This is a genomic window from Clostridioides sp. LIBA-2809 (assembly GCF_056688965.1).
The window spans coordinates 3,950,443-3,964,616 of the sequence record NZ_CP197004.1; the positions used below are offsets into that span (position 1 = coordinate 3,950,443).

General features: G+C 27.4%; 16 protein-coding genes. 2 read left to right on the forward strand and 14 right to left on the reverse strand.

The window, feature by feature from the left end; all coding sequences use genetic code 11:
* The first annotated feature begins 50 nt into the window (after positions 1–50).
* Positions 51–176, forward strand: coding sequence for a hypothetical protein (locus ACTG44_RS18605; protein WP_021386290.1), 126 nt, complete (start codon positions 51–53; stop codon positions 174–176).
* 148 nt (positions 177–324) lie between these two features.
* On the opposite strand, the gene ACTG44_RS18610 is transcribed toward ACTG44_RS18605, so the two are convergent.
* The 6 genes from ACTG44_RS18610 to ACTG44_RS18635 all read right to left on the reverse strand — a co-directional run bounded on the left by ACTG44_RS18610 (position 325) and on the right by ACTG44_RS18635 (position 5,125).
* Positions 325–1,704 (reverse strand): MATE family efflux transporter, encoded by a 1,380-nt coding sequence (locus tag ACTG44_RS18610; protein ID WP_479921008.1) that lies wholly within the window; start codon positions 1,702–1,704, stop codon positions 325–327.
* A 250-nt stretch (positions 1,705–1,954) separates the two neighbouring features.
* Positions 1,955–2,476, reverse strand: a complete 522-nt coding sequence (locus tag ACTG44_RS18615; RefSeq protein WP_479921009.1) for a CDP-alcohol phosphatidyltransferase family protein — start codon at positions 2,474–2,476, stop codon at positions 1,955–1,957.
* A 21-nt stretch (positions 2,477–2,497) separates the two neighbouring features.
* On the reverse strand, positions 2,498–3,289 hold the full coding sequence (locus tag ACTG44_RS18620; RefSeq protein WP_479921010.1) for an ABC transporter permease: 792 nt from the start codon (positions 3,287–3,289) through the stop codon (positions 2,498–2,500).
* Complete coding sequence (locus ACTG44_RS18625) at positions 3,289–4,107, reverse strand: ABC transporter permease (RefSeq protein ID WP_021386329.1); 819 nt, start codon at positions 4,105–4,107, stop codon at positions 3,289–3,291. Before ACTG44_RS18625 ends, ACTG44_RS18620 begins: the two co-directional genes overlap by 1 nt.
* A 22-nt stretch (positions 4,108–4,129) precedes the next feature.
* On the reverse strand, positions 4,130–4,522 hold the full coding sequence (locus tag ACTG44_RS18630) for a hypothetical protein (RefSeq protein WP_479921011.1): 393 nt from the start codon (positions 4,520–4,522) through the stop codon (positions 4,130–4,132).
* A gap of 57 nt (positions 4,523–4,579) precedes the next feature.
* Complete coding sequence (locus tag ACTG44_RS18635) at positions 4,580–5,125, reverse strand: ATP-binding cassette domain-containing protein (RefSeq protein WP_479921012.1); 546 nt, start codon at positions 5,123–5,125, stop codon at positions 4,580–4,582.
* 706 nt (positions 5,126–5,831) lie between these two features.
* Here ACTG44_RS18635 and ACTG44_RS18640 point away from each other — a divergent pair.
* The gene (locus tag ACTG44_RS18640; protein WP_479917658.1) at positions 5,832–6,788 is read left to right on the forward strand and encodes a GGDEF domain-containing protein; all 957 of its coding nucleotides are present in this window, start codon (positions 5,832–5,834) and stop codon (positions 6,786–6,788) included.
* A gap of 170 nt (positions 6,789–6,958) precedes the next feature.
* Here the strand turns inward: ACTG44_RS18640 and ACTG44_RS18645 are convergent, their stop codons facing one another.
* From ACTG44_RS18645 to rlmD, 8 genes are all read right to left on the reverse strand, one after another.
* Complete coding sequence (locus tag ACTG44_RS18645) at positions 6,959–7,654, reverse strand: ABC transporter permease (protein WP_021386314.1); 696 nt, start codon at positions 7,652–7,654, stop codon at positions 6,959–6,961.
* Entirely contained in the window at positions 7,647–8,378 is a 732-nt protein-coding gene (locus ACTG44_RS18650) for an ABC transporter ATP-binding protein (protein ID WP_479921013.1), read from the reverse strand. Before ACTG44_RS18650 ends, ACTG44_RS18645 begins: the two co-directional genes overlap by 8 nt.
* A gap of 406 nt (positions 8,379–8,784) precedes the next feature.
* Positions 8,785–9,858: a ribosome small subunit-dependent GTPase A gene (gene rsgA, locus ACTG44_RS18655; protein WP_479921014.1), complete on the reverse strand. Its 1,074-nt coding sequence runs from the start codon at positions 9,856–9,858 to the stop codon at positions 8,785–8,787.
* On the reverse strand, positions 9,855–10,256 hold the full coding sequence (locus ACTG44_RS18660; RefSeq protein ID WP_021386311.1) for an RNHCP domain-containing protein: 402 nt from the start codon (positions 10,254–10,256) through the stop codon (positions 9,855–9,857). The genes rsgA and ACTG44_RS18660 overlap by 4 nt, the downstream gene beginning before the upstream one ends.
* 707 nt (positions 10,257–10,963) lie before the next feature.
* Positions 10,964–11,110, reverse strand: coding sequence for a glycine zipper domain-containing protein (locus ACTG44_RS18665; RefSeq protein WP_021386309.1), 147 nt, complete (start codon positions 11,108–11,110; stop codon positions 10,964–10,966).
* A gap of 275 nt (positions 11,111–11,385) precedes the next feature.
* On the reverse strand, positions 11,386–11,520 hold the full coding sequence (locus ACTG44_RS18670) for a hypothetical protein (RefSeq protein ID WP_479917660.1): 135 nt from the start codon (positions 11,518–11,520) through the stop codon (positions 11,386–11,388).
* Positions 11,521–11,659: 139 nt separating this feature from the next.
* Positions 11,660–12,358, reverse strand: coding sequence for a V-type ATP synthase subunit I domain-containing protein (locus ACTG44_RS18675; protein ID WP_021386334.1), 699 nt, complete (start codon positions 12,356–12,358; stop codon positions 11,660–11,662).
* Positions 12,359–12,742: 384 nt separating this feature from the next.
* A complete protein-coding gene (gene rlmD / locus ACTG44_RS18680; RefSeq protein ID WP_021386322.1) occupies positions 12,743–14,101 on the reverse strand; it encodes a 23S rRNA (uracil(1939)-C(5))-methyltransferase RlmD in 1,359 nt (452 codons plus the stop codon).
* Between the last annotated feature and the right edge of the window lie 73 nt (positions 14,102–14,174).

The window sequence follows — 14,174 nt, forward strand, 5'->3', positions numbered from 1 at the left end:
GATTAAGCATATTCTGTTTTAAATGGATATGTTACAGATGGACTAGAAAAGTGTCAAACGGTGTTGAGTTAATGACTGATTCTTGGTTAAAAGAAATTAGAAGTACAGGTAGTAATGAATTTGGTGCTGATTTGATTATGCAATATATGAATAACAAAATATTAAAAAAAAATTAAAATTGTAATGTTGTTAAGAACAGACTTGCCATAAAGGAATAAATTCAAAAGAAGAAATACAATAAAAGCCCATAAATAACGGAAAAATCGTTATTTATGGACTAAATGATACACAGTTAAAAAAGATATATGTTAACTATAATTGTTATTATATATAGTTATACTTATTCTTATATTTATATATAAAACTAACTGTTAAAAATAAGGTTAATAGCTCAGCAATTGGTACCGCTAGCCATATACCATATATATCCAATATATTTGGTAATATCAGCAAACCTATAGATATAAAACCAAATGTGCGTAAAAAAGATAGTATTGCAGATATTTTTCCATTTGATAGTGCTGTAAACATAGATGATGTAAAAATATTGAATCCACAAAAAATAAAGCTAAAAGAAAATATATAAAATCCAGACCTTGTGACCTTATAAACATTGCTTCCTCTTTGAGAAAAAATCTCTACTATACTTGGTGAACATATCATAGAAAAAACAAATACCACTAAAGAAGCTACTGAGATAAATAATATACAAATTTTAAAAATGTACTTTAACTGTACATTATTTCTACTTCCATAATTATAACTTATTATTGGAGCAACTCCCATTGAAAAGCCAATATAAATTGAAGTTAAAAGGAACTGAGAATAAATAATTATTGTAATAGCTGCAACTCCATCTTCACCAATCAACTTCATCATTATAATATTAAATAAAAAAGTGGTAACTGCTGTTGATAATTGACTCACCATTTCAGATGAGCCATTAAAACAAGTCTCAAACAATACTTTCTTATCTACTTTAGGTATACAAAATCTAAGTATCCCGTTACTTTTTGAAAAGAAAACTAACCCTGCAATAGCAGGAATTAAATATCCTATACCAGTTGCAAGTGCTGCTCCACCAATACCCATTTGTAATGGAACAATAAACACATAATCTAAAATTATATTAGTGCACCCTGCACCTATCACTAACCATAACCCAAACTTTGGTTTCCCAGTTGTCACAAATAGACTTTGAAATAATACTTGTAATATATTAGCAGAAGCAAAAATCAAAATAATAAAAAGATACGAGCGACAATATTTAATCAAAATCTCACTTGCTCCTAACCATATAATAATATAATCCATAAATACAATCCCAATGCCAGTAATTATCATCCCAAGTACAACTCCAGATAATACGATTAAAGTAAAAACTTTCTTTGCTTCATCAGTCTCACCATTCCCCATCTTACGAGCTACTATAGCACTCCCCCCAGTAGCAAACATAGTTCCAAGTCCAACGATAATATTAATAATGGGACATACAATATTAATTGCTGATAAAGCATTTGTATTAACAAATCTTGAAACGAATATAGTATCAACAATTGTATATAGCCCCATAAAAATCATCATAAAAATAGTGGGAAATGCAAATTTTAATAGAGAAAACAAATTAAACCTTTGTGCAAGTAAATTATTCTGCGCATGAAGATTATCTTGCTTTCGATTTTCTGAATAAGATATATCACTCATTCAATTCATTCTCTTGTACATTACTTATATCTAAAATTATATCCAATCTATTAGACATTAAAAGACCCCCTTTCTCCATAAAGATTATATCTAATTGCTTGAATAGATTTTTAATTAATCTTGCTATTATACGTTATCATAATATCTAAAAATAACTTCTTAACCTTTACTCCAAGCATTTTATGATTTTAATCACTAACACTTGTTTTTATTGTTTAGTATCACATGAAACGTGTTTACTTATAAACATTCACATAGTATCTTTTTTCAACTCTTTAGAAAATATATGTATCATTACTTCTTCAATAGCCGAGATACTTGCTACAACACAAATCATACTAGTAAACAAACTTATGTTAACCAGATTATAAAATAAAGGGAAACAGAACAGCATAAATCCAGATATTTTATTTCCATATGTGTGTAATATAAAAAATGTATTGTATTTATAAATTACTATAATTATTGATGTAATACGAATGATAGCAATTACTACTATCCATAACACTATATACTTTGGTATATTTATTATGGGAAGCATAATAACAGATGTGGAGATTACAAAACATATATCTGCTATGCTATCAAGCCTTGAGCCAAATTCACTTGTTAGATTCATTTTTCTAGCTATATATCCATCTAAAAAGTCACTTAATCCACAAACAATATAGATTATAAAAAATAAATTAGAGAATACTTCTGTTTTAAGTAATACTATTGATAAAATAATTCTAAGTATAGTAATAATATTTGCTATATTTTTAATTCTCATCACCTCAAAGCAGTAAAATTGTTAACTACTTGCACTTTTATAATGCCTCATACCTAACTTCCAAAATCTCCACATAAACACTGTAAACAAGAATACAATTAAGATTGAATATATCAATCCATTCATTGTTATTGTACCAGCCAAAATTTGAGTTGGAATTGTTGACATAATTCCATATGGTAAAATTAAATAGAATAATAATTTAAAAACACCTTCATATATTACACCAGGAATTTTCATGTTCATTGGTAATAAATTATCTTCTAATCTCATTATAGCAGAAGAAGATATAACAAAAAATGAAACTGTTCGAAGTATAATCGCTACATCATAAAAAAGCAATGTCATCAATAGTACCATGCAGATATACATTATTATTGTGATATAAATTATCTTTGGATTTAATTCAGATACCCCATATAAAACTATAAGTATACTTGCTAAAATTAATGGGGACGAACCAATATTAATATTTTCAAATGTCAATCTAAATAGTGGGTCTATTGGTTTTGTAATATAGTAATCTAATTCTCCTTCTTGAATTTTTCTTGGAATATCATAAATACCAAAAAAGAAAATCGTCATATTTATTGCATTTATTAATGAAAAAGTTCCTATAAATATTAGCATTTCTCCATGTTGCCAACCCCCTATTGAGTCTATATGAGAATATATACCATTAAACATTAATAATTGTAATATAAATAATGAACTATCTACAAAAAATGCTCCAAAAAAATCAAATCTAAATACCATCATCTTTGATAATTTCATCTTTAGTAACATAAATATTATTTTGAAATTTTTTTTCATTATATCCCCGCCCCATCAAATAATGTTCTCATTCTTTTATATATGATTTTATTCACTATAAAAAAAAATAAAACCCATAATGCTATAATAATCAATCCTTGTGTTGCCTCACTGCTGTTTCTATCTATTAGTAACATAGATGGTAAATAAGCTGTATAATAAAATGGAAATATCTTCATAACTGATACTACAACTTCTGGCAAAAGTATTAGTGGTATCATTGTTCCTGTAACAAATTCAGAGATATTTTCAATTATCATTCTAAAAAATCCAATCTCAAGAAATTTAAACGACAAAATTCCAATAAAGAAATGAAGTTGCATCATAAAAACAAGCCCTAAAAAAATCATTAAAATTGAAATAAATATTTGAACTGGATTAGATGTAAAAGCAAAATCCAACTTAAATATGAAAATCCATACAAAAGCAGAAATCATATTAAATACAAAATAGAAACATGTCATTCCAAAATTTTTAGCAATAAAATAATTTTGAACATTAATTGGAATAATCATATATTTTGAAAATGTACCTAATTTTACACGATTACATATCTCTTCACTAGTACTCTTTGACATATCAATACCTGATAAAAATGAGCTTATTATGTAATAAGACAACATTGAATTAAATGTAAAGCCAGAAACTATTTCATTTTCACCAAAAACTGCTTTCCATAAGATATAAGCAAATAAAATTTTTATAATAGTAAACATCATATTAACTACTACATCAAATCTCCAGATAAGTTGTACTTTGAAATTAATTTTGGCTACTTCATAATATCTTCGTATATTTTGTTTAAATTTATAAAACATTGAATGACTAGAATATACCTGATTATAGTTGCTCACGATATTCCTCACTTCCTTTCTTATATATTCTCTCTACAATATTACCTATATCTTCTTCTTCAATTATCATATCCTTGACATCATAATTATCAAAAATCCATTTAACAGTTTCATTTCCTCTTTCTTTTGGCATAACTACTGATATCTTATGCTTTGTTTGCTCAATGATTTTACAATCTTTCGGAAATTTAATATCAGTTTCATCAGCGAAACTAACTGTTATTTTTTTATATTTTTGGAAATGATTAAACAATTCTTCTGTAGAACCATCATATATTTTATGACTATTTTCTACAACGATACTTCTACTACATAAGCTCTTAATATCCTCCATATAATGAGAAGTAAGTATAATAGTAGTTCCCTTTGTTTCATTCACTTCCTTTAGAAAATATCTAATTTGTTTTTGTGCTACAGCATCTAGACCTATTGTTGGTTAATCCAAAAACAATATTTTAGGATTATGAAGAAGAGCTACTATTAGCTCCATCTTCATTCTCTCTCCTAAAGAAAGTGTTCTAACTTGTACATTTAAATAGTCTGATACCTCAAATAATTCAATAAAGTAATCTAAATTTCTTTTATATTCTTCATTAGATATATCATATAGCTCTTTAAATAAAAGAAATGTATCTGCTGGTGTCAATTCAAAGAATAGTTGACTTTTTTGTCCCATAACAACAGCGTACTGTTTTTTAAAGTTGTTTTCCAAATTATTAGGATAATAACCCATAACAGATATATCTCCAGAAGATGGTGCAATAATACCAGTTAACATCTTAACAAGAGTAGTTTTCCCAGCTCCGTTTTGCCCTATTAATCCAACAAATTCTCCTTCCTCTACTTCTAAATCAAATGATGATATAGCTGTTTTCTCTGTGTATTTCCTGTTAAATAAAGATTTTACACTTCCCATAAGCCCTGGCTCTTTCTCAAATCTTTTATAAGATTTAGTCAGTTGCCTAAGTTCAATTATACTCATTTCAACTACCTCCATATTTCATAATTTATATAAAAAAGCCCACAGGTATATCTGCCTTTTTCTGTGCATGTATTGACCAGCACAAAAACAGAAAACTCCTGTGGACTAGAAAAGTTAATACTTTCTATTTCAACATAATTATAATCAAAATAATACTATGCAAAATTAATAAAAGTGTAGCAGATTAAAGCCTACTACACCATAATTTAACAAAGTAATATATATTTCAAATACTATCTGTTGTCATATGTCAGTTATCTATAAAGGCAGAATAAGACACACAAATTAAATGTATCAAAAATACACTTAAAAATTCTGATTATATAGAATATATGTGTCTCCAACTATTTAATTGTTGGTTACCATTATATAACTCCGACATCAAGGCACTCCTTTCATAGTATTATTATTGACATCATATCATAAAGATTATTTATGTTCAAGTATAGATTAAAACTCTAATGCATTTAGATTTATTTTATTTCTTCATAGTTAAATTCAAATCTAATTTACCATTTTTCTTTATAGTTTTAAAATGTAATGCTTCTATTAAAATTGATTACTTTTCTATAATAAATTTATTATAAAAAACATACTTCTCTCTACACATAATGCAATTTATTTAGTTCTATATTATAATATTGTAATAATAGTTTAATTTATAATACACTAAAACTATAAACTGCAAATCTTAAGGAGGTAATGTATGGAAAATAATACGATACAAAAAAGATTAAATGATTTATCAAAAAAGATTTGGCATATTTATGTTTTAAATCCAGAAGAAGAAGGTATTAAATTTATTATCTCCTTATTAGAGGATAACCTTACATTAATTGGAACAGGAAAGCATGAATTTTATGAAACATTAGAAGAATTTATTATAAATCTTAAAAAGGATCAAAAAGAATCAGAACAGATAGACTTTGAAATTATAGATGAATGGTATTCATGTACCAAAGTCACAGATGAAACTTTTATAGTATATGGGACTCTTTGGGTAATAGAAAAAAATTATTTAGGAAAAGATGTATATATAGAAATGGATACTCGCTTTACAATGGTATACAAAGTTATAGATGATATAATTAGACTTATTCATGTGCATCATTCTATTCCAAACTTTGACCAAATGAAAGATGAGTATTATCCTAAAACAATAGCTGAAAAAGCACAAGAAGCATTAGCAATGGCAAATGAATTTAAGCAAAAATCAGAAAAAGACCTTATGACTGGACTATATAATCGACATTTTTTTGAAGTACATATAAAAAAAATGCTTGAAACTGTTTCACATGGGTATTTTTACATTTTTGATTTAGATAATTTTAAGCAGGTAAACGATATATTTGGTCATATTCGAGGAGATGAGATACTAATACATTTTTCAAAAATTTTGACTAAAGTATTTGTCAATGATGCTATTATTGGAAGACTTGGTGGAGATGAATTTGCTGTCTTTGAATATAGTAATCAATCGAAAGAAGATGTTGAAAATAAAGCAAAAAAAGTTTTAGAATTGTGTTCTAATAGCAATTCTTGTTCTATAGGTATCTCTAGATTTGAAAATAACTCAGATACTTTTCAATCTTTGTACAAACAATCGGATTATGCTCTGTATTACTCAAAAAGAAATAATAAAGGAAGTTTTAGTTGGTTTTAGTTCTAAATATATTAAAACATATAAAGTAAAATCCAAAATGGTATGTTTTTATTCTATGCCATTTTGGATACTTATATAAAATTTATGATTGTTTTAACGTCTACCTTTTAAAGCAAATGTAATAAATAGTTTTTCAATTTGACTTTAATATAACTAATCTCTCGTTTTGCTTATGCTTCTAAATAATTTATTGTATTAGCTAGTGATTTAGTGCTAATAGACGAAACTATTATTGAAAACACTGTAGTAACAATTGTTGGTATCATTGTAAAAGGTGAAAGAGAAAAAATATTAGTAACTAAGGCACAGAGTATTACTGCTACTACAATTGCTGTTGGCACAGATTTACGTTTGAACCCAATTGACATTGCTATTGCTGAAAATCCTCCTGCTATAATAGCCATCAGCAATGTTAGAAAAATAGACTTACTTATTATACTAATTGAGAGATTATCATTAACAATTTGAAAAATTGATTCACTTAAGAAAAATATAACAAACATAAGTAAATTACTCAAAACCATTCCTCCAACCGTAAATAAAGTTACTAATAAGAACTTAGAATAAAACATCTTTTTTCTTTCAATTGGATAAGAAAATAGTAACACAGCTCGTTTGCCAATATATTCATCAATAATAAATCGTGAATGCATGACAGAACTAAGTACACAAAAACATGCCATATTTATAGAACTAACAATAGATAGTATCCCTATATAACCAAAAAATTCCCCATCTGAACCTGTCATAGACATATATGCAAACATATATAGCATACAGAAATTACACATAGTAATGACTGCCACAGCTATTAGATAGATTTTAACATTGGTACGCCTTAATTCTAACTTCATTAAATTATACATAAGTATTTCCTCCACTCATAATATTAAAAAAATAATCCTCAAGCCCATTTGGAAATTTTTCCTTAATAGAGGCTAAATTAATTTCTTCTACAATACTACCATTTACAATCACACCAATAATATCTGCCATATACTCAATTTCACTAAGAATATGGCTAGATATTAGAATAGTCATATTCTCTTCTTGAACAAGTCTTATAAAAAGTTCTCTCATTTCACGTATTCCCATTGGATCTAATCCATTTATTGGCTCATCAAGTATTAAAATACGTGGTTTATGAATAATTGCTCTAGCTATTCCTAATCGTTGTCTCATGCCAAGAGAAAATTGGGATACAGGCTTTTTACCTGTACTAACAAGTCCTACATCATTTAATGTTTTTTCAATATTAGCATCAATAGCACCCATATATTTAAGGTGTATTTCTAAATTTTCTGTAGCAGAAAGATTGTCATAAAAAATAGGAGATTCAATCATACATCCAAGTTGTTTCAATATTTTGTTATGATTTGTTTCAATATCTAAACCAAGAATGTTTATTTGTCCATAAGTTGGATTTAATAGTCCTGTTATAAGTTTAAAAATTGTTGTTTTTCCTGCACCGTTTGCTCCTAAGAAACCATAAATTACTCCCTGTGGAACTGTCATATTACATCTATAAATAACTTCTTTCTCATTAAAAGTTTTGGTTAAGTTTTGAACATTAATAATTTTATTATCCATATAATATCTCCTCATTTTTTAATTAATAGAAACTTCTTTTCGCTATGCATTTAGTTACTAAGCACAAATAGCAATATATCTTTACATATAGTTATATAAACCAACTATTTTTAACTTATAATAGTCATCATATTGACTATTATAGAATATCATAAGCTTCAAATATAGTCAATATGATGACTATTATATTTTAATAATTCTATTTTCAAGAGTGATGTCAAAGGATTATATTTTTTAATTAAAATTGATACTGTTATAGAGAATTTTTCTTAAAAAATCCATAAAAAAGGCTCTACAAAGAACCTTTCCTGTTTTTATTGTTTAAATCCTAATATAGGTAATTCCTTAATATCATAGTAAACAGAATGAGTAGAATAAAAACAATTGCACTCATATCCTAATTATCTTATTTATTTTTAAAATATTTTTTATTTATCTTTGAAATATTTTTAAATTTCTTTTCTTTTTCCGCCAAATAGTTGCTTTTATCATCTGCGAATATTGCTTCAGTTTTTAGCTTACGATAAGCTTCCCACCTTTTAGGAGAAAGTTCCTGATTTGCAATGGCTTCCCAAATAGCACAACCTGGCTCTGAAGTATGAGTACAATTACGGAAACGACATTTTCCGAAGTAAACTTCTACATCTGCAAAACTTTTATCTAAGCTCTCCAAAGCATGCCACATTCCCAACTGTCGCATACCTGGTGTATCAATAACAATACCACCACCTGATATTAAAAATAATTCTCGTCTAGTTGTGGCATGTCGTCCTTTATCATCATCTATGCGAATTTCCTTCGTATTTAGAAGTTCTTCACCCAACATACAATTAATTAATGAAGATTTTCCAACTCCTGATGAACCAAGTAAAGCAATAGTATAGCCTGATTTAATATACTTAGAAAGCTCTTTCCAACCATCTGGTTCTATAGAAGAAGTAACAACTACATCTACACCCAAAGCTACAGAATTAATTGCATGTAACTTGCGATATAAATTGTCACATAAGTCCACTTTAGTGAGTACTATTACCGGAATTGCCCCACTTTCCCATGCCATAGAGAGATACCTCTCTAATCGATGAATGTTAAAATCCTTGTTTAGTGACATACATAGAAAAACAATGTCAATGTTAGCTACAACTACCTGTTCCTCATTTGTCTTTCCAGCAGACTTACGTATGAACAAGCTTTTTCTACGAAGCACATGATGAATAATAGCATTGCCATTTTTATCAGTACATCGGTCTAACATAACAAAATCTCCAACAGCTGGGAAGTCAGATGGTATAGTAACTTCAAAACGCAACTTTCCTGATACCTCTGCAAAAAGTTCACCATTCTCACACATCGCACGATAAAGGTTCTTTTCCTGTGATACAATACGTGCAATATACAGACCACTATATTCGATACTCTGAGCTATAAAACTGTTATCTAGACCATATTCCTGTAAATCAATCTGTTTTATATCTTTCATTTTTCTTCCTCCTTTTCTAATTTCTCAGTGATTTTTTCCAGTGGAAAAGGTGGTTGTGCCAATGGTTTTAGTGCAATCGACATCAATTTCACTTGATTATCATCTGCTGCCACTCTATTAGAACTAAGATGACCACATCGTATGCAACGATGAATAATTGCCCACTCTCCATTTTTTCTTACCCACACTCCGATGGGTTCCATATTACCATCACAATCCGCAGCACGGTCACCAGGAATAATATCCACATGAAGACTATGTAGACAATGTGGACAATGATTTCTATGTTGTGTCCCAGAACCTTCAGGAACTACAAGGCAACCACACTTTTTGCAAATAAAGTTATCTAGACAGGAATTATCCTGATAATAAGCTCGTTTTCTATTTGTATAATTCATTTTTAAATCCTCCTTAAGATAAACATCTTACACTTTCCACTAAGTTCAATAATGCTCATTTTTATTGACTCAATATCTTATATTTTTCACAAAAAAAATCCACAGGTATTTATATCTGCCTTTTTATGTAGTATATATTTACCTACATAAAAACAGAAAACTCCTGTGGACTAGAAAATTTAATATTTTCTATTTCAACATAATTATATTTAAAATAATACTATGTTAAATTAATAAAGGTGTAGCAGATTAAAGCCCACTACACCACAATTTAACAAAGTAATATATAATATTATTATTTGTTGTCATATGTTAGTTATCTATAAAGGCAGAGTAAGACACAATAATTAAATGTATCAAAAATACACTTAAAAATTCTGATTAAACAGAATATCTATGTCTCCAACTATTTATTTGTTGGTTACCATTATATATAACTCCGACATCAAGCAAAACTCTCCTTTTCTAATAATATTATTGATATTTTACCATAAAATATCCTTATGTTCAACTACAATTTAACATACTCATACATTTAAGTTTATATCTTTTCTTTACTCTATATCATTTAAGATTCTTATCAAATCTAATATTAGCTCAATATTAATTTTTTATAATAAGTATCTTTTGTATTTTTCCTTATGATTAATCTTACTATAAAGCTCAAAACAAATTCTTATTTTTAGCTATACTCTACTATAGAAACTTTATTTAGTTTTGTTTTTGTTATTATCTAATACTACTCCAATAACTAACCCCATGGACAAACCAATAGCGAGATTTTTAAATACTAAACCCAAAATAACACCAAAGCATAATCCTAATGCCAAATAACTTACATTTTCATCTTTCATATCTCTTACTCTCTCCTACCCATATTTATCTATATTATATTAAAATAATCTTATAAAATTTAAAAGCGCATATCTTACACCTTTAAATTTTATAAGATTATAGTCTTTGCCCTATAGCTTTGAAATCAAGTTTCATATACATGTGTTTCCCTTTCCTAGAATATTTACACATATTGTAATCCTTTTGAAAGTATATTATAATAAATTGCTAAAATTATTTGTTCCATTTATTATAAGTAAACCTATTTTTTGCTTTTATTATAGTTTACAAGTTGTTACACAACGCTTGTAAATACATTTTTTATCCAATCAATTATTAAGTCCTTTAAGTGTTCTTCTGTATAACTTGTCCCAACTCCAAAGTTAAAATTTATATAGTTATAAGTATCAATATTATCATCATTTATCAAAGTATTTGCTTATTTTTATTTAATTTCTTGATAAATTACAGTATTTATTTGTATAAAAAATAGAGTTTTTTCTCATCTGACATTGTGACAAGTTTCCATGTAAGGTCAACATTAAAATTACTTTTTTAAGACATACTGCTTAAACCAATGTATTTATATGTCTTTTTTGTTTATCTATTTTATTAAATATATTAGTATTTGAATTTTGTTTATATTCTTTAACATCCTCATCTAATTTTTCTATTCTAGACTCTATTTTCTTTATTTCTTCTTGTGTCATATTTATAAAATTTTTAAGCATGCCTTCAAGCTCTTCACGAGTTTTACCTAATAAAGACAAATCTTCAGATACTTTATCATTGTTATTATAAGCCTCTTTATCGGTCTTTTTTTGTTCTAGTTCTTCTAATTCTTTATCATTTAATTTCTTATTTTTAATTTCTTCATTGAGCTCTTTAGTTATTAAAGATTCTTTCTCCTCATTTATATCTAGATAAGTCGAATTTTCATCTAACATTGTATTTTTATTTTCATCTTCTATATCACTATTTTTTATACTCATTTCTATATTAGAAAAGTCATTAATTGTTTCTCTTATTTCTGACTTAGGTAAGTTCTTAATCGCCTCATTTATTTTTTTAGTATAAATCTCTTGTCTCTCTTTCAAATCTCTAATTCGATTATTAAGTTCTTGTTTTTGCCTCATGATATTAGATAAATAATTGTCTTTTCCTGTATTAGCATTTTTATTAATAATCTTTTCACTAGTTTCTTTATTTATCATATCATTTTTATAACTAAATGAGTACTGACTTTCATGTTTATTAGAAATCTTCATTAATTTTATCCTCCTAAAATAAACTACTTCTTAAGTCTAGATTAATAGTTAAATATTGTCATTCACTTTTTACAACTTCAATATTTCTATAAAGTAAAATCTCTTTTATAAGAGATTCTTTATAATCTAAGTAAATTCAGTATTCGTCACAAGTTATATATATTATCGGAAATATCAAGTTTTTCTAAAGTATTTTTCTTGTAGTATTATATAAACATTTTCAACTTACACAATTTCTTATAAGTTATCAGAAACTTCATTTTGCTCAATCAACATTATTTTAAAATTCTAATTTGTAAACTAAATTTGCCACCGAGATTAAGTTACGTTGGCAAATCGGTGGCAAATACAATATATTATTAATATATAATCTATATAAATGTACTATTTCTTGATTATCTTAGCTACAGTTTCCACATGTGTAGAATGAGGGAACATATCTACAGGCTGAGCCTCGACACATTTAAATCCGTGCATATTTAGATAATCTAAATCTCTCGCTAAAGTAGATGGATTACAAGAAACATAAACTATCCTCTCAGGATTCATTGAAACAATAGTCTCTAGAACCTTTTCGTCACATCCCTTTCTAGGTGGGTCTACAACTACAACATTCGCAGTTTTACCCTGACTGTACATCTTAGGTACAACCTCTTCTGCCTTACCAACATAGAATTCTGCATTATGTATGTTGTTTAATCTAGCATTTATCTTAGCATCCTTTATAGCGTCTTCTATAATTTCTATTCCATAAACTTTTTTAGCCTTTTGTGCCAAAAATAAAGATATTGTACCTATACCACAGTAGATATCAAAAACAGTATCAGTATCCTTTAGACTTGCATACTCAAGAGCTTTATCATATAATACTTTAGTTTGGACAGGATTTACTTGGAAAAATGATAATGGTGAAATCTCAAACACTAAGTCACCTATATAATCATTTATTTTACCATCACCATAAATAACTATATTTTCTCTTCCTAAAATAGTATTCGTATCTTTTTGATTTACATTTACAACCAAAGTTTTAAAACCAGGTATATTTTCTTTAAGTACAGAAGCTAATTCTTTAAGATATGGAAGTTTATTTCCATTAGCTACTAATACAACCATCACTTCTTTAGTTGTAAAACCTATTTTTGTTACTAAGTGTCTAATTAATCCTGTATGAGTCTTTTCATCATATATACTTACCTTATAGGCTCTTATATATGTTTTTATTATCTTAACAATTTTATCATTTATCTCATGTTGTATTACGCATTTTTCTGTTGATATTACATCATGAGTCTTCTTTTTGTAAAAGCCAATAATTGGAACACCATCATTCTTTTGTATTGGAAATTGTGCTTTATTTCTATATCTATATGGATTCTCCATTCCTATAGTGTTATGAACTTCTACGTCATCTAACTTACCTATTCTAGCAAGTACTTGTTTCACTTCATTCGTTTTCATTTCAAGTTGCTTATTATAATCTAAATCTTGTATCTGACATCCTCCACAATCCCTAAGATTGTCATTACACACTCTTTTTACTCTAAACGGAGACTTCTCTATTATTTCAACAATATCTCCTACAGCATAATTTTTCTTTACTTTATTAATCCTAACTTTTACCTTATCTTGTATTAATCCGCCCTCTACAAAAACTGTAATACCATTGTACTTTCCTACTCCTACTCCGCCTTGTCCAATGTCTACTATATCTACAATATACACCTCGTTTTTCGAAAGCATAAATCACCCTCCAATCAATCTATTATATTTTAATCTTTACAAACTTTTTCTTTAAATTTATATTAAAATATTG

Excerpts from the sequence above, each read along its gene's own strand:
- ACTG44_RS18645 (WP_021386314.1), bottom strand. The coding sequence starts at position 7,654 with ATGTATAATTTAATGAAGTTAGAATTAAGGCGTACCAATGTTAAAATC.
- ACTG44_RS18635 (WP_479921012.1), bottom strand. The coding sequence starts at position 5,125 with ATGAGTATAATTGAACTTAGGCAACTGACTAAATCTTATAAAAGATTT.
- ACTG44_RS18620 (WP_479921010.1), bottom strand. The coding sequence starts at position 3,289 with ATGAAAAAAAATTTCAAAATAATATTTATGTTACTAAAGATGAAATTA.
- ACTG44_RS18650 (WP_479921013.1), bottom strand. The coding sequence starts at position 8,378 with ATGGATAATAAAATTATTAATGTTCAAAACTTAACCAAAACTTTTAAT.
- ACTG44_RS18675 (WP_021386334.1), bottom strand. The coding sequence starts at position 12,358 with ATGAAGATTTCTAATAAACATGAAAGTCAGTACTCATTTAGTTATAAA.
- ACTG44_RS18610 (WP_479921008.1), bottom strand. The coding sequence starts at position 1,704 with ATGAGTGATATATCTTATTCAGAAAATCGAAAGCAAGATAATCTTCAT.
- ACTG44_RS18615 (WP_479921009.1), bottom strand. The coding sequence starts at position 2,476 with ATGAGAATTAAAAATATAGCAAATATTATTACTATACTTAGAATTATT.
- ACTG44_RS18660 (WP_021386311.1), bottom strand. The coding sequence starts at position 10,256 with ATGAATTATACAAATAGAAAACGAGCTTATTATCAGGATAATTCCTGT.
- rlmD (WP_021386322.1), bottom strand. The coding sequence starts at position 14,101 with ATGCTTTCGAAAAACGAGGTGTATATTGTAGATATAGTAGACATTGGA.
- rsgA (WP_479921014.1), bottom strand. The coding sequence starts at position 9,858 with ATGAAAGATATAAAACAGATTGATTTACAGGAATATGGTCTAGATAAC.
- ACTG44_RS18625 (WP_021386329.1), bottom strand. The coding sequence starts at position 4,107 with ATGTTTTATAAATTTAAACAAAATATACGAAGATATTATGAAGTAGCC.
- ACTG44_RS18640 (WP_479917658.1), top strand. The coding sequence starts at position 5,832 with ATGGAAAATAATACGATACAAAAAAGATTAAATGATTTATCAAAAAAG.
- ACTG44_RS18665 (WP_021386309.1), bottom strand. The coding sequence starts at position 11,110 with ATGAAAGATGAAAATGTAAGTTATTTGGCATTAGGATTATGCTTTGGT.